Source organism: Streptomyces virginiae, from assembly GCF_041432505.1.
Classification (GTDB): Bacteria; Actinomycetota; Actinomycetes; order Streptomycetales; family Streptomycetaceae; genus Streptomyces; species Streptomyces virginiae_A.
Genome location: NZ_CP107872.1, coordinates 221,967 through 237,316, shown reverse-complemented (window position 1 = coordinate 237,316; position 15,350 = coordinate 221,967). Strand labels below are relative to the sequence as shown.

12 protein-coding genes and 1 pseudogene are annotated in these 15,350 nt (G+C 70.4%); 5 read left to right on the top strand and 8 right to left on the bottom strand.

What is annotated here, in order from left to right:
* Positions 1–574 precede the first annotated feature (574 nt).
* A complete protein-coding gene (locus tag OG624_RS42145; RefSeq protein WP_051764070.1) occupies positions 575–1,093 on the bottom strand; it encodes a hypothetical protein in 519 nt (172 codons plus the stop codon).
* Positions 1,094–1,267: 174 nt separating this feature from the next.
* Here OG624_RS42145 and OG624_RS42140 point away from each other — a divergent pair, with 174 nt between their 5' ends.
* Positions 1,268–3,793, top strand: coding sequence for a DEAD/DEAH box helicase (locus OG624_RS42140; RefSeq protein WP_331721042.1), 2,526 nt, complete (start codon positions 1,268–1,270; stop codon positions 3,791–3,793).
* A 525-nt stretch (positions 3,794–4,318) separates the two neighbouring features.
* On the opposite strand, the gene OG624_RS42135 is transcribed toward OG624_RS42140, so the two are convergent.
* Together OG624_RS42135 and OG624_RS42130 are read right to left on the bottom strand one after the other, a co-directional pair.
* Positions 4,319–7,174 carry an nSTAND1 domain-containing NTPase gene (locus OG624_RS42135; RefSeq protein ID WP_371640959.1) on the bottom strand — a complete coding sequence of 952 codons (2,856 nt, stop codon included), beginning with the start codon at positions 7,172–7,174 and terminating at the stop codon, positions 4,319–4,321.
* The gene (locus OG624_RS42130) at positions 7,158–7,505 is read right to left on the bottom strand and encodes a CU044_2847 family protein (protein WP_331721041.1); all 348 of its coding nucleotides are present in this window, start codon (positions 7,503–7,505) and stop codon (positions 7,158–7,160) included. Before OG624_RS42130 ends, OG624_RS42135 begins: the two co-directional genes overlap by 17 nt.
* A 298-nt stretch (positions 7,506–7,803) precedes the next feature.
* Here OG624_RS42130 and tap point away from each other — a divergent pair, with 298 nt between their 5' ends.
* Entirely contained in the window at positions 7,804–9,930 is a 2,127-nt protein-coding gene (gene tap, locus OG624_RS42125) for a telomere-associated protein Tap (protein ID WP_331721040.1), read from the top strand.
* A 5-nt stretch (positions 9,931–9,935) separates the two neighbouring features.
* Complete coding sequence (gene tpg / locus OG624_RS42120) at positions 9,936–10,490, top strand: telomere-protecting terminal protein Tpg (protein WP_033220445.1); 555 nt, start codon at positions 9,936–9,938, stop codon at positions 10,488–10,490.
* 105 nt (positions 10,491–10,595) lie between these two features.
* On the opposite strand, the gene OG624_RS42115 is transcribed toward tpg, so the two are convergent.
* The 4 genes from OG624_RS42115 to OG624_RS42100 form a co-directional block, all read right to left on the bottom strand.
* Complete coding sequence (locus OG624_RS42115) at positions 10,596–10,751, bottom strand: hypothetical protein (RefSeq protein ID WP_244290797.1); 156 nt, start codon at positions 10,749–10,751, stop codon at positions 10,596–10,598.
* Between the two features lie 199 nt (positions 10,752–10,950).
* Positions 10,951–11,376 carry a hypothetical protein gene (locus OG624_RS42110; RefSeq protein ID WP_331721039.1) on the bottom strand — a complete coding sequence of 142 codons (426 nt, stop codon included), beginning with the start codon at positions 11,374–11,376 and terminating at the stop codon, positions 10,951–10,953.
* 62 nt (positions 11,377–11,438) lie between these two features.
* Entirely contained in the window at positions 11,439–11,909 is a 471-nt protein-coding gene (locus OG624_RS42105; protein ID WP_331721038.1) for a lamin tail domain-containing protein, read from the bottom strand.
* A gap of 459 nt (positions 11,910–12,368) precedes the next feature.
* A complete protein-coding gene (locus tag OG624_RS42100) occupies positions 12,369–12,755 on the bottom strand; it encodes a hypothetical protein (RefSeq protein WP_371640957.1) in 387 nt (128 codons plus the stop codon).
* 754 nt (positions 12,756–13,509) lie between these two features.
* Between OG624_RS42100 and OG624_RS42095 the strand changes: the two genes are divergently transcribed.
* Both OG624_RS42095 and OG624_RS42090 read left to right on the top strand, forming a co-directional pair.
* Positions 13,510–13,671 carry a hypothetical protein gene (locus OG624_RS42095; protein WP_331721037.1) on the top strand — a complete coding sequence of 54 codons (162 nt, stop codon included), beginning with the start codon at positions 13,510–13,512 and terminating at the stop codon, positions 13,669–13,671.
* Between the two features lie 389 nt (positions 13,672–14,060).
* Positions 14,061–14,492: pseudogene (locus tag OG624_RS42090) on the top strand (transposase); the annotation flags it as partial.
* Positions 14,493–14,505: 13 nt separating this feature from the next.
* On the opposite strand, the gene OG624_RS42085 reads toward OG624_RS42090, so the two are convergent.
* Complete coding sequence (locus tag OG624_RS42085; protein WP_331721036.1) at positions 14,506–15,030, bottom strand: Imm21 family immunity protein; 525 nt, start codon at positions 15,028–15,030, stop codon at positions 14,506–14,508.
* Positions 15,031–15,350: the final 320 nt, after the last annotated feature.

The window sequence follows — 15,350 nt, the reverse complement described above, 5'->3', positions numbered from 1 at the left end:
TACCTGAGCGCTGGCGCGCTCAGGAGGGAAGCCCTTCGCTGCGCTTCCGGGCGGGCTTCGCTGACGCTTCGCCAGATTCCCGCGCTCGCGCGGGAATCGACGTCCGCAAGCGGACGTCCAGGGGAAGGCCCGGCGCAAGCGCCGGGCCGGTGGCGCTGACGCATCACCAGATGACCGCGCAAGCGCGGTCATCGACGGGCCTTCGGCCCGTTGGGGCGTCCGCTGACGCTCCCACTCCTGGTCCTTCCGGCTTCGCCTCCAGGACCTGGGCCCGCTGCCGCGGGCCGGCTGGCAGCGGTGAGGGGCCGGGGGTGGTCTGTCGGGTGCCGGCGGCGATGTCAGTGGCCCCGGCTAAGGTCCGCTTCGACGGGGCCGGTGGCGAAGCCTCCAGCACTGGAAACCCAACGGCATAAACCTCCCGGTCTGCGCGGGGGTGGTCACGACCCAACCGGCGGCCGGGGAAAAAGGGCCATGCAAACGCTTGCCAGCGCCAGCCCCGTCCTCAACCCAGTTCAGGAAGCAGCAGGTGGCTGGGACCGGTACCGCTGCCGTCCGCGATCCTGCGGCCTGGCTGTCAAGGACTGGTCATCCACTCCTGGCCCGGGATGAACTCCTCCCACATGCCGCCCCAGGACCATCCGCTGTACATGAGCAACGGGCGACTCAGAACAGCGTCGCCAACCTGCACTCTGCGCACGACAAGACCGAGCTGCTGCAGTGCCGGGTCTCCGGATGGAAGCCAGGAGAACCGCAGACCTTGCTCCTCCGCATAACCGAGCAGGCGTTGCACCGTTTGGGACCGCGCCTGTTCGACCGGTTGTCCGACCAAGGGAATGCCTCCCAGAGTGAGCTGCGGGCCTGTTGCGGCGGACAGACCCACCGCAGCCAGGTGGCCAGCATCCGTGTAGTAGGCCATGACCCCCCGATCTTGAAAGTGCTCATGCCCTTCACGGCGCTCTCCCCCGCCTATGGTCCGCTCGCCGAACGCCTCCGCGACTTCGTCCGACCTCATGCCGAACTCGAGCGGTCCGACAGCAACCAGCGGGCTCCACGCCCACTGCTCCCTGTCCTCGTTCTTCTTGACTCGCCACATGCCCACTCCTACCCCCGGGAGAGCGAAGGGCCCACTGGCAGAGGGCCCGTTCAAGTACAGTCATCAGTATGCATCACGGCGGAGATGCGGCGTGTAGCTGTGTAGGATCCCGAGAACACCACAACCCCTCCCCCGGCGGGTCTGTCCCACCGCTTCGATTTCACGGAGTGTCGAATGCAGAAGTCTGGTGACATCGTGCTGCGTCCTCACCAGGAGGAGGCGGTGGAGGCCATTGTCCGAGGGCTGGATATTCCTCCTGGGAAACACATTCCGGAGGCGGGTCTGCGGGCCACGGTGGTGGCCGCGTGCGGGACCGGGAAGACGTTCATGGCGGCCGCGGCGGCGCTCCGGCTCGCCCGGCACGGCCGGGTCCTGGTGCTCCTGCCGACCCTCGATCTCCTCACGCAGACGGTGCGGGAGTGGCGGCTGGCCGGGCACACCGGGCCGGCTGTCGCGGTGTGCTCGCTGGAGGACGACCCTCAGCTGTGGCAGCTCGACGTCCGGACCACGACGTCGGCGCCCCAGCTCGGGCTCTGGCACGGCCGCGGCCCCGTCACGGTGTACGCCACGTACGCCTCGCTGCCGGTCATCGCCGAGGCCCACGAGGGCGCGTACGGGCTACCGATGGACGTCTTCGACCTGGTGATTGTCGACGAGGCGCACCGCACGTCGGGGTCGGCGGGGAAGGCGTGGGCGGACGTCCACCGGCAGGAGGTCATCCCCGCAATGCGCCGGCTCTACATGACCGCGACCCCGCGGATCTGGATGGAGCGGGCGCCGAGGTCCCAGGAGCGGGAGCGGGAGGAGGCTCGCCGGCGCGCGGCGGAGGAGCGTCGGGAGCGTGAGGAGGCCGAGGCGGAGGGGCGGATGTGGGTGGCGCGGCCGCGGTGGGACCGGCTGCCGAAGGACCTCGCGTGCTCGATGGACGATGTGCGGGTGTTCGGGCCTGTTGTTTATGAGCTTTCGCTTGCTTCGGCTATTTCCCGGGGGCTTTTGGCGAAGTATCAGATCGTGGTGGCGGAACTCACCGACCCCGTCGTCACTCCACAACGGCTGAACAGTGAAGAGCGGTACGAGGAACAGTTGCGGGGGCAGCGGCTCGCGGCGGTGCAGACCGCGTTGCTGGAGACGATGGCGGCGTACGGGCTGCAGACCACCATCACGTTCCACCACCGAACCATGGAGGCAGAGGCCTTCGCCGTAGGGCTGGAGCGGGTCGCCGCGCGGCTGCACGCCGTCGACCCGGGGCGGCATCCCGAGCGGGTGTGGTCGGGCTGGTTGTGCGGGGAACACCAGGGCTCTCACCGGCAGTCCGTGCTCGCGGAATTCGGTCGCAGGGCCGGGCGTGCCGTGCTCTCGAATTGCCGGGTCCTGGGCGAGGGCGTCGATATTCGGGCCACGGACAGTGTGGCTCTGATCGATCCGAAGGGGTCGGCCGTCGATATCGTCCAGGCGATCGGGCGGGCTTTGCGGCAGAAGCCCGGCGAGGGGAAGATGGCCACCCTTATCGTGCCCGTGTTTCTGCGGGAGGGTGAAAATCCTGAGGACATGCTTTCGTCGAATTCCTATAGGCCTTTGGTACGGGTTTTGGCGGGATTGCGGGCGCATGATGAAAAGGCTGTGGAAATGCTCGCTATTCCTCAGGCGAATCAGAAAAGGATCGTGGACCCGTCGCGGCCGGTCGGGAAGGCGCCGGAGGAGGGTGAGGAGGAGTCACGGCTGCTGCTGAAGTTCGCGACGCCGCGGGACCCGGCGCTGATCGCGAAGTGGATCAGCTACCAGGTGATCAACACCGAACGGCAGGACTGGCGTCGGGGCGCCGAGGCCGCCTACCGGTACCGGCAGCGCGAAGGGGATCTGGACGTCCCGTACGAGCACGTGGAGGAGGCGGGGGCGTTCCCGCTCGGCAGGTGGCTGTCGGACCAGCGGCGGGCGTACCGGGCCGGGACGATGACCGGGGAGCGGGCGGCCGAGCTGGAGGATCTGGGGGTCGTGTGGGACACCGCCGACGCCGGTTTCGAGGCCAACCTCGGGGCGGCGCGGGCCTACTACGAGCTCCACGGGAGCCTGGCCGCGCCGCGGGGCGTGGCGATCATGGACGTCCAGGTCGGGCAGTGGCTCACGAACATCCGCCGCCCCGGCGGGCTCGGGAAGGACCCCGTACGCGCGGAGCGGCGGGCCGCTCAGCTGGCCGCGATCGATCCGGACTGGAACCCGGCCGTGCTGGGGTGGACGGTGGACTGGCAGCGGCACTACGCCTACCTCGCCCAGCTCCTCGCCGACGGCGCGCGGCCGGCCGCGATCGTCCCCGGCGTGACCCGGCACGGCGACGACATCGGACGCTGGCTCGCCGCGCAGCGCAGGAACTGGGACCGGCTGAACACCGAACAGCAGCACCGGCTCGGTGCGCTCGGCGTAGGACCCCAGAAGGCTGCGCGGGCTCGCAAGGCCGCGGCGAAGACGACTACGGCGTCCGGGCCGCGCGCGGGCGGTACGGCGTTCCAGACGGGTCTGGAGGCCCTTCAGCAGTACATCGCGCGGAAAGGCGGGATGCCGGGGCGGGCCGTCGTCGAACGGCTGCCCGACGGGACGGAGCACCGCACCGGCATCTGGATCGGCAACCAGAAAGCCCGCCGTGACCGGCTCGACGCGGCGCAGCTCGCCGCACTCGCCAACCTCGGCATCGAATGGGCGCAGTAGGCGCCGTCGGGTTGGTTCCTCGCGCTGGCCCCCGCAGACCAGCGCGAGGAGCTGTGGTCTATCGCCGGAAGCCTCTCCGGGGGTCCCGGATGCCGGGGCTTGGAGGACGGCTGCTCGACGTGCACTGGGCGCAGTAGGCGCGCGAGCGCAGCACGCCGGTGGCGGTCAGCCCCCAGGGCGGCCGTAGGCCAAGGGCCCTGCAGGCGCGCCACGCCGACCACCCGCGAAACGACACACGCCTGCACCACACAAACGCCACGCCCCGACTCAACACCCCCGCACGCTAGTGAAAAAGCCCGTCGCCGGACCAGTGAAGAATCCGCGACGCCCATCAGTGGAGCCTGATCTGGTGCGGGTGCACAATCCGGCCGCGCCGCTCTCCGCGCGTGTGCCCGAGGGGTGACTCGCCGCGGGGTGTGTGGTTCTGGCTTACGGTCAGTGCGCTGGAGCCCCTGCTGGCCAGGGCCAGGCTGGGGCAGGTGGGTGCGGCGGAACGGGCGGCAGCGGCCGAGATCGAGCTTCCCGTCACGCAGTCGGGGGCGAGCCCTCGCCGACAAGTCCGGGCACTGTCGGGCGGCGCGTGAGTCGCAACAGCCTGGCGTTCGCGCGGGCCGGGGCCTGCGCGCACTGCAGCGTAGGACGCCGGGTGACGGTGTCCCAGTCCCCCGTGAGCCAACAGGCTGACGCCAACGGGGTGCCGCTACAGGGTCCGCCCGGCGCCGGAAGGGGGTCCTGCCTGGGGGCATGCCGAGCGGGCTGGCCGGTCCGGCAGGTACGCCGCAGATTCCTCCGGGTGAGGTCGCGGCCGACGGCCCGGCAGATCCTCTCGATCTCCGCGGCAGGTTCGGGCAGCACCACGTTCCAGAGCCTCGCGGTCTTGTCGTCGCTGCCCGTGGCGAGGGTGCGGCCGTCGGGGCCGAACGCCACCGACCACACCTCGTCGGTGTGCCCGCGCAGCACGGCACGTGTCCGGCCTGCGGCCAGATCCCACAAGCGGGTGGTCTTGTCGGCGCCGGCAGTGGCGAGGGTGCGTCCGTCAGGGCTGAACGCCACCGATGCGACGTTGCCGGTGTGGTCGGAGAGACGTCGGTGCAGGGGGAGCGCTGCGACGGTGTGCAGGGCGGCCGCAGACTCCGGGGTGTCGTCGGTGCGGTACACCTCTACGGCGAGCAGGGAGGCGAGTTCCGGGTTGGTGCGGATGAGCGTGCCGGACTGCGCGGCGAGTTGCCTGGAGAGGGCCTGGCGCTGCTGGGCGACGGCGGTCCGACGCTGCACGAATGCGAAGCCTCCCGCCAGAACGGCCACGACGAGCAAGCCGGCCAGGATCGCGTTGAGGCGTCTGCTACGCCGGATCCCTGCCTGCTGGCGTTGCCTGCTGGCCGCGAGGTAGGCCGCGATGTCTCCCGGGAGGCGTCGCTGGTGCGACCATTCCAAGCCTTCGGCGAGGGCGGTTCCGTCGAGCAGGTCTCCCGGATCGTTTCCCTCGGCGTAGCGGGCCCTGCGTTCGCGGGTACGGTCGAGCCACTGCTGGAACCGGTGGTCCTGGCCGACCCAGTCGCGCAGCGCGCCCCAGTCGCGGATGAGGGCGTCGTGGATCAGCTCGGCCACCGGGCGGCCGGGCGGTGCGTCGTGCGCGTCGCGGTGCTCGGGCGTCCGGAGCGTCTGGGTGGTGATGATGCGGTGCTGCGTGAGGGTGGCGATGGCGGCGTCGACCGCCCCCCTGCCGTCGGCGGCCCCCGCGCCGTCGGAGGTGTCATCGGGGTCGGATGCCAGGTCGCGCAGTTCGTCAAGCGGGATCTGCGCGCGGATCGCGGGAACGTTGCGGGCCCGGTCGGCGGGTCGTACCAGGGAGGTCAGGACGCGCTGCGCGATGGGCCGCTGCTCGGGGGACAGTTGGCCGAGGGCGGTGTCGCACCAGGTGGTCAGGCTTCCTGTCACCGCTCCGATCCGCTGGTAGGCGTCGTGCGTGAGGTATCCGTCCGTGCGCCGCTGCCACAGCTGACTGAGCGTTAGCTCCAACAGCAGAAGCACGGTGGCGGGTGCCTGGCGGGCTGATACCCCTTCGGGGGTGGTGGCCAGGACGTCGGAGATGATCTGCTCGGGCAGCCCGGCCTGGAAGTGGAGTCCCACGTCCTGGGCGGGCAGGGTGATGATGTCGTGCAGGTCCTGTCTGCTCAGGGTGCCCGGCACGTTGAGCAGTCCCGGCATGGCGGCTTCCAGCAGTCCTGGGGCCGAGGCGGCCGGCCGTGGGTAGAAATCGTCACGCATGATCAGGATCACGTGGAGCTCGGTGTTCGAGGTGACCGCCGCGGTGATCTGGTCCGCGACGCCGAGGCGGGTGGCCGACTGGGTGAGGAGCTCTTCGAACTGGTCGATGACCAGCACGACGCGCTGACGGCCGGGCTCGGCCGCGAGTCGGCGGCTGACGGCCGCGGCGATCCCGTCGGTGGCGGCCCCGGCCAGGCCGGCGCGTTCCAGCTCTGCAGGCAGGTCCTGCCGGGGCCGGACGAGGACGGGCAGCCAGTGGTCGCTGGCCGCCAACGCGCCGGCGGCCAGCGCCCGCAGCACACCCGCCTGGATCAGCGACGATTTACCCGAACCGGATGGTCCGAGCAGCAGGGTCAGGCCGTGCTGCCGGGCCAGGTTCGCGAGCACCTGCTCCACCGCGTCCCGCCGCCCCTCGAACCACTGGGCGTGCTCCGCGGTGAACGGCTCCAGCCCCCGGTACGGGCACACCTCCCGCTCCGCGAGTTCCGGCCAGGTCTCCCTCAGCACCTGGGTGGGCGTGACGTAGGCGATGCCCTGCCCCCGTTCGTGCTCGTCGGGGGCGGTGATCTCGGCGAGCATGCCGATGACCAGGCCGGTCACCTCGTCCAGGACCGGCCCGCCGCTGAACCCTGTGGTGAGGTCGTTCGCCCCGGTCAGCTGGAGATGCGCACCCCTGTGCGCGGTGGCGGGCAGCAGGTCACCGGACACGCCGAAGCCGAAGTGCCCCTCCCGCGGGGCCTGGGCGGGGAATCCGAATGAGCGCACCTGATGGCCCCGGGACCCTGCCGCTGAGCCCAGCGGGAGCGGGGCCGTCCCCGGCGGTACGGCGGGAAGCCGGATGAGGGCCACGTCCTCCCCCGGCTCGCGCCATGCTTCGGCCATGACGCGGCCCTCGGACCGAGCAGCGCCTGCCGTATGTGGGAAGACGAGCGTCACGCTGTCGCCGGGGCCGCCTCCTGCGGCCCGGACCACATGCGCGCAGGTGACCAGGACGTCCGCGGCGACAAGGAAGCCGGCCCCCGCGACCTCCCCGTCCGGGCCTAGGATCTGCGCGACGGCCAGGGGCAGTCTCGACGCACGGTCGGCTTCCACCGGATCAGCCCTCGCTCTCATCCGGGCCGCGCCGGACGGACCCGGTCTGCTCCCATCTGACCGTCACCATCAGGTGGCAGTGGGCGCCCGTCTTGGTGATCACGGCCCCGGCCTCGACCGCGAGGTCGACTCCGAACTCGACGGTGATCTCGTCGGGTCCCGCCTTGCGCAGTTGTTCGAGTGCGGCGCGCGCGGCCCGGGTGACCGGTTCGAGGGCGTCTTCGAGGCTCCCCGGCAGATCGCGAATGGCGTCGCTGACGCGACCGGCCTTGACAGGTCCGTCCGGGGCGGCCGGGGCCTCGATCAGCACGAAGCCCCCGCCGTCCAGAGGAATCCGGGCCAGAGGTGCCACGGCTCCTCCTGCAACGCTGAAAGGCTCACGCTGGGATCCCCGTCAGCCTCGTCCGCCCCGCCGGGGAGCGCATCCGGGATTAGGCCGGACGCCTCCGGACATCTGCGCCGACAGGCCGGCCGGATCCTGTCTGCGACATTGCCCGTCCGCGCTCGTGCCCACACCCGGGCGGCCCCAACAGCCAGTGCAGTTGGGTACCGGGCCCCGCGGCGCATCTCGAAAACACGACACCCCGGTAGGGTTAAATCCAACATCTAGATGGGGTTAATTTTGCTAGAGTTCGGGGTGGAGGTGGGCCATGCCGAGCCAGGAAGAGCTGTTCGACGCGGTGGACGCACTGCTGGAGGGCGAGCTGCGGTTGCCGTCGCCGGCGGAGCGGGCGCGGCTGCGTGAGGCGGCCGGTGTCACGCAGGCCCGGCTCGCGGCCGCGTTGAAGTCGACGCCGCAGACGGTGAAGAACTGGGAGAACGGCCGCTCCGAGCCGCGCCCGCCGCGGCTTCAGGCGTATCTGCGGCTGCTGGACGGCTGGGCCGAGCGGTACCCCGCGCCGGCCGCCTCCGAGTCCGCGCCCGCTCCGGTTCCCGTGCCCGCTCCGGTTCTGGAGGCGTTCGCCGGCCCCGTGGAGCAACCCACCGAGCCGGCCGGGCACGCCAAGGCCACCATCATTGCTGCACCGGATCCGGTCGTAAAGGCGCCCTTGGAGGCGGTCAGGCCCCGGGCGACGTCGCGCCGCCTGGCGGGGAAAGCCGCCGGGCAGCCAGCCGTCGACCCGCGGTTCCCGCACGGCCCGCTCGCGGTCCTGGACGGTGACGGGAGCGCGTACGGCGTGGACGGGATCGTCCTGGACTGCCCGGCCGCCAACATCCCGGAGTTGGTCGAGTGGACGCTGAAGGAGTCCGGGCTAGGGGCGCCGCGCCTTAATCGCAACGGCAAGGACTCCGACCCGCTGATCGTGCTCACTGCGGCCGCCGCCGTACGGCTGGGCCTGCCCGAGCTGCTGGAGGGCCACGAGCAGCGTCGCTCCCTGCGTTTGGAGGACGACCACCCGGTCTGCAAGCAGCTCGCGAAGGCGAAGTGGAAACTGACGCAGCGCGGCTTCGGGCCGTGGGCGCGTGTCTACCGCCCCGCGCAGGCGGGGCAGCGGCAGTGCGTGCAGCTCGCGATCCTGTCCTGGGACGCGCTGGACGCCCGGGCGTGGCCCGGTGTCGCGGGCATGGAGCCGGCCGACATCGCCCGCGTGCTGGGTACGTACGCGGCCCGGGTGATCACACCCCGCGGCTCCACCGCCACCTCCGGGCTGGAGTTGATGACCGCGTTGCGGCCGCCGACCCGCGCCGTGAAGAACGAGACCACGGGCGCGTGGGAGTCCGCCTACAACCCGGGTTCGCTCGGTACCGAGCTGATGGACCCTGCCCCGCCGGAAGCCCCGCAGGAGCACCCGGTCGCGCAGGGGTGGAGCGGCGGCTTCCTGGACGAGGAGGCCTACCAGTGGGTGCGGGACCCTCAGCTGCTGTCGGATGAGGAGTGCTTGCGGCCGTACGCGATCGGCCTGGATCTGAACACCGCGTTCCTCGCCGCGGCCGCGCGCCTGGTCGTCGGCCTGTCCGCACCCGACCACTTCCACGCGCCGAAGTTCAACAAGAAGATCCCCGGGTCCTGGCTGGTGGACTTGTCCGGTATCGAGCTGGACCCGCGGCTGCCGTCGCCGTTCACGCCGTCCGGTCAGCGGCCGACGGGGCCGGCCTGGTACCAGACCCACACCCTCGCCTACGCCCAGGAACTCGGCTTCGACGTCGCCCCGATCGAGGCGTTCCTGCGCAGGGAAACGGGTGCGTACCTGGATCCGTGGCACGACCGCCTCAAGACCGCGTACGTCGAAACACTTGCCGAGCTGGGTGTGACCGCCGAGCTGGACGACCGGCAGTTCCTCGCCGCGATGGAGCAGCACAAGCAGGTCGACCCCGGGATGGCGGCCGTGCTGGCGGCGATCAAGGCGACGGTCAAGGGCGGTGTCGGCAAGCTGCGCGAGCGCCCGCAGGGGCGGCACTACCGCGACGGGGAGCGGTGGCCGGCGCTGGAGCGGCCGACCTGGCGCCCCGACATCCGGGCGGCGGTCATCTCCAAGGCGCGGGTCAACATGCACCGCAAGATGGCCAACACGGCGAAGGCCACCGGGCAGTACCCGCTCGGTGTGCTCTCCGACTGCGTCGTCTACGCGTCGTCCGGGCCCTCCCCGCTCGACTTCCTGCCCTACACCACCTCCGGCAAGCCGCTCCCGGGCGCCTTCCGCCTCGGGACGACGCCTGGCCTCGCAAAGGTCGAAGGCATCCAGGAGATGGCGTGGGCCGTGGACCTCATGGAGAAGGGCCTGAACCCGGCCCGCCACATCAAGGGCGGCGACGCCGTCACGGACGAAGGAGAATAGAAACCGTGGGGGACATCGAGGACGCTCTGGAGCGCGCGAGCCGCGAGACATTCACGCGGGAGCCGCCCAAGACCCTGAAGGGCCGCATCAACTTCCTCATGGGGAAGCTGAAGACGACCAGGGCCGTGGCCGCCGAGCTCGGGGTCAGCCAGCGGTCCATCGAGCGCTACCTCACCGGCACACGCAAGACCCCGCCCAAGGCCATCACCGACCGGATCGACACCGCCGTGCGCGCCCGCTGGCAGCCCGTGGTACGCAACCGCCGCCGCAAGGAAGCCGCCACCCGCACCGGCATCACGGTGGAGACGAGGGCCCGGTTCGGGTACACCGCCCCCATCGGCACCACCGACGACGGCCGCATGCGCCGCCTCACCGTCCACCTCCCGCCCGCCTACGCCAACCGGCTGTTCGACGCCCAGCAACAGGGCGCCGCCGACCCGGAGCTGCGCGCGATCGTCGCCGAAGGCCTCCAAGAGATCTACTTCAAGGACGGCGGCACCCGCGCCGACCACCTCGAAGTCGAACTCACCGACATCGACTACATCGACGTGTCGTTCTAGACGCTCACGTCCACCCAGAGTTGGCATACCCCTCCCATGGAACACACGGCGGCGGTCACCGTGCTGGTGACCGCCGCCGCCGTTTCCGCCCGGGCGGGGGTTGTCTCAGCTGGCCCGCACGAAGGCGAGGGTCTCGTTCGGGCAGTTGGCGGTGTACGTCAGCAGCGCCTCGCGCTCGGCCTGGTCCACCGCCGGACCCCACCGGTACTTGGTGGCCACCCACTCGCCGATGTACCGGCAGTGCACCGCCGGAGCCGGCATCCACGTCGCAGGGTCCTGGTCACTCTTCTGACGGTTCGAGCGGGCTGTGACCCCGACGAGGGTGACGTCCGAGCCCAGGTCGTTGGCGTACCGGCGCCGGCGCTCCGTCGTCCAGCCGTAGCCACCAGCTGGCGGGGCGCGTCATACCTGAGGGGCGATGTTCCCCCGTCAGATCCTTCAGCGACAACCGACTCCGGGCTTAGGGTTCGAGCCCTTCTAGCCATGCCGTCATGTCCAGGGACTCTTGCAAGGCTGGTCCGAAGAGGTCGGTGTGCGCCTCGTCCAGGGCGTGGTAGCGGCGGGTGAGGATGGTGGCGAGGCGGGCGGCGGTGTTGGCGAGGCGGTGGCTGGTGCGGGGAAATCGGCCGTACAGCGCGACGAGGGTGTCGAGGGTGATTGCGGGGTCGGTGGTGATGGTGTCGAGGGGGGTGGGGTAGTCGGTGCGGGTGGGGGTGGTGACGATGTGCGGGCTGAGTTGCCGGTGGTGGCGGATGCAGCGCAGACCGGCGGCGCTACTCTCCCGGAGTGCGAACAGGGACCGCCCGCTGCGCGCAGCGGTGCGGGCCGTCGCCCGGTAGGGGCGACGGCCCGTGTACGCGTGCCGGTCAGCGGCCGGCTGCTGCATGGTCCGGCTGCGGATGGATCACATCACGCAGGTTCCGCAGCATGCCGCGCGGCCCGCGGGGATCAGCGGCGGCGGCCCCAGGACTCGGTGTCGACGGTGCGGCCGCGGTCGTCGCGCAGCGTCGCGGTGTCGGAGTTGTTGTCCCAGACGTAGTCGCGGCGGTCCTGGAAGAGGTCGGTGCGGGTGTCGCGACCGTTGCCGGTGTGGATACGGATCGTGGCACGGGGGGCGATGCGGACGTTGTCGAAACGGTAGCGGTTGCCGTCGCGGTCGCGCAGCGTCCAGCCGCGCAGGTTGATGCCGTCGCGGGTGGTGTTGGTGATCTCCACCCACTCGGCGTTCAGGGACCGGTTCGAGCGGTCCTCGCGTCCGGGGCTGTCGGCCTGGACCCGGCCGATCTCCACCCGCGGCCGCTGCTGGTGGTGACGGTCACCGTCCGCGGCGGACGCCGGCAGCGCGGCGGCGGAGACGATCGCGCCGGCCGCCAGGACGGTGGCGGCGATACGGCGTACGGAGGAAGAAGCGGAAGACATAGGTGGCGCCCCTCAAGAACAGCGCCCCACCAGCCGAAACACGGTGGTGAAGGCGTTTGTCGAGTCGGCCCGGTTGAGCCGAGGGCCACACTCTCGACCCGACACGAACCCCACCGCACCCCCCACAGAGGCCGGTTACCGGACACGGACATATCCGTCACAGTCGACTGCCGGATGCACACATTCCGTCCGAGCGTGCCCCTGACATTCACTGACCGCTACACCCACCCGCCCCACAAACCGGACATCAGGGCCGACGCGCTCCGGCGCACCACCGGGCGCACCCCTCCCCCGCCTCACCCGCCCGGACCAGTGGATCAAGTAACAGCCGTTCTGCGGAATTCTTCGCACGCAAGCCCGCAATTCGCACATGAATCCGATCTATGGCAGGCCTCGCACCCCGCGCTCGGAGCCACGGACGCCGATGCCGATGCCGATGCCGATGCCGACCGGGTGCTGTCATCCGTCGCGGGCGGTCAGAAGGAGCATCAGGGCCTTGGAGCGGGTGGTCCCGAGCCCGGTGGCCACCGCCTCTGCGGACACCCCGCCGTCCGCCGGCTCGTAGGCCGCCTCCCGCCCGACGCGGGTGGCGATCCGCTCCAGCACACCGATCGCGCGCAGCACGGCCAGCGGCGCGTCCGCGGTCGTGGCGGTCAGTCGCTCGGTGATCTCGACCAGCAGGGCGGCCAGCGACTCGGGCAACGGTGCCGCCTTGTCGCGGACGAGGGACAGGTGGGCGTTCCAGTCCGCGAGCGGCCCGGTCAGGTCGACGTCCGCCTCGCACAACGGCCGGTCACCGACCGTCGCCCAGTCCAACGGGTACTCGGCGCACCCCTCCACCCGCACGCACACACCGCCCGGAGCGCCTCGGCGCGCGTCCGGCGGTGCCGGCCGTCGTAGGTGGAGACTCCAGGCGATGGATGGATCCTGGTCCTCTTCGACCACCCCACCGACGCCCCAACCCCGCAGGTCGCCGGGCCAGCGGGCTCACAGCGCGCCGTCACCCTGCCGGCGGCCCCGCACATCAGGTGTAGAGCAGGTGTCCGACAAGCCGGAGGCCGACAGCACGGCATCCGGCTCGTACTGGATCTGGTGACCGATCGCCGGTTGGAGCCGGAAAGGGTGACAGCTGCCAATCGGGGTCAGTGACCGGCGACGTGTGACGGCTACCGGACCTGCCCGCGGTCGACAGCCCCACGGGGCTGGGAGCAGCCCGTCCAAGGGCAGCTCCCCTCACTCGCTATTGCCCCCTCCGGGTCAGGCCCGGCTTTGACACGCGGATACGGGTGTGAGCCGCACCCGGACAGGTGCCCGTGTCGGGGTGCGGCGCCACTGAGGCTTGCCCAGCAGCGGCGTTCAGAAGGAGCCGTCGAAGTGGTCGATGTCGGTGAACTCGCCCCGGAGCTGCGAGGACCCCGAGCGGATATGGGCCGGTCAGCGTCACCATGTTGGCGATCTTGCCGTGCATGTTGACGCGGGCCTTGAAGATGACGGCGGCACGGATGTCGGGGCGCCCGACCTGGTGCTGCATGGCAGGCCTGGAGCAGCAGTAGTCGTGTGAGTGGGCCTGACGGGTAGGGCAGGCGGGTAGGAGTCGGCCATGGATAGCCCTGATTCGCGCGTGGGTAGCCTTGTCCAGGACATCGTCGATGCGGTCGACGCAGGCGACGACTGCCGGATTGACCGGCTGCTGTCTCTGCTGGTCTCCCGCGCCGGTCTTGCCGATCTGGATGAGCTACGGGCCCGTCTGATAGGCCGCTGACGAACATTCGAACCGGGGACCTCAGCACTCGGTCGGGTCCCGGAGCGCCGGTCCGGTCGGTTGCACGCCTGTATCGATCCCGCGACGTATCCGGAGCCTCGCTCGGTGCAGGGTGGTCGCGGCCTGGCCGTCCAATATCCGGCGGGGGTAGGCCTGCCTGACGCGCGATATCGGCGGTGTGCCAGGCCGCACGCTATTTTCTGTCTCATGTCGAGGCCGGTCAGGGCGTCGTCGAGAGCGGATCGGGTGTGCAGGACGATCTCTCCGGCAAGGGTGAGGTGCACGGTCGAGCCGTAGCGCCTCATCGGCATACGGAAGTCCATGTCATCTCACCTCGCCATGGTCGGCTGGTTCGATGCGCCACCGGCGACATACCGGCCGGGAGGGCCCGCGACCACGCGGTGGCGGAGCGGTCCAAGAACTACCGGTATTCGACGAATCACCAGGTCGTCATCGACACAGACACCCGACGGGTGGTCGTCGTCGGCCGACCACTTCCGGGCAACCGCAACGACTGCAAGGCATCGGGGCTATCCGGGGCCAAGGCCGCTTTCGGGAACGCCGCGGTGATCGCCGATGGAGGCTACCGAGGTACCGCGCTCGTCGTCATCCCACACCGCCGCGGACCTGGACAGAGCGAACTTCCCGTCTGGAAGGATGAGTAAAACGCCTCTCACCGCAAGGTCCGCGCTCGGGTCGAGCATGCTTTCGCCCGGATGAAGACCTGGAAGATCCTGCGCGACTGCCGCCTCAAAGGCGATGGCGTGCACCACGCGATGCTCGGCATCGCCCATCTGCACAACCTTGCGCGCCGCGACTGACCGCACCCGGCGCTCAGGATTCGGCGGGCAGGAGCTGGACCAGGCCGACCCAGTTCTCCTCGTCCACCTTGGTCTGGGCGGCGCGGACCCTCCAGCGGCCGGCAGGCAGCGGGACTGGTGCCTCGGCGGGCATCCCGCCGTCGGGGTACTCGACACCCAGGTCGAAACCCGCTTCGGCGGAGTCCATGAGCACCGCCGGACCGTCCGATACCCAGGTGCCGCACTCCTCCCACACCGTGGCCGGGTCCACAAGGACAGTGTCCGCCGCGGCTCTTAGTCCGGCCTCGGTTTCGGCGGCGCGCCACCGCAGGAACACTCGGTGCTGGGGCAGATAGCAGCTGGTCGCCGGCTCGTCCGCCAGCACCAGTGCCTGCGCACCGTTCTCGTCGAGGGGGATCACACCAGCCAGATCGTCCACCGCGCAGGCCCGGTCGTAGTCGTCTGGGGCGGTGGCGTCTCCCGCCATAAGTCCACTCCCCGTACACCCGCCCCAGGAGACCAGGGCGGAGACGGGAACGACGATCAAAGGGCCGCCCATCGACTCCACCCAGACAAGTGAGGGGCTGGAGGCATCGTCTGCGGTGGATGAAGAGTGATCATGCACGTCAGTGTGCCCTGGCTCACTGACAACGTCCCCGCACTCAAGGGAACCCAGCACGGGGAAAGGCGCAGCGCCTGCGGCAAGCAGCAGTTATGGGACAGCCCTTGCCACCCCAACGAAATGATCTTCGGGCTGGTCGGATGTGTGGACGATGAACTCTGGGCGGTGATCGAACCGCTCCTGCCGTGCGCCTCGACCTGGTCGAGTGCCGAGATCACGAGACCTCCCTTCGACTCCCACCCTGGCAGCCAGCACCG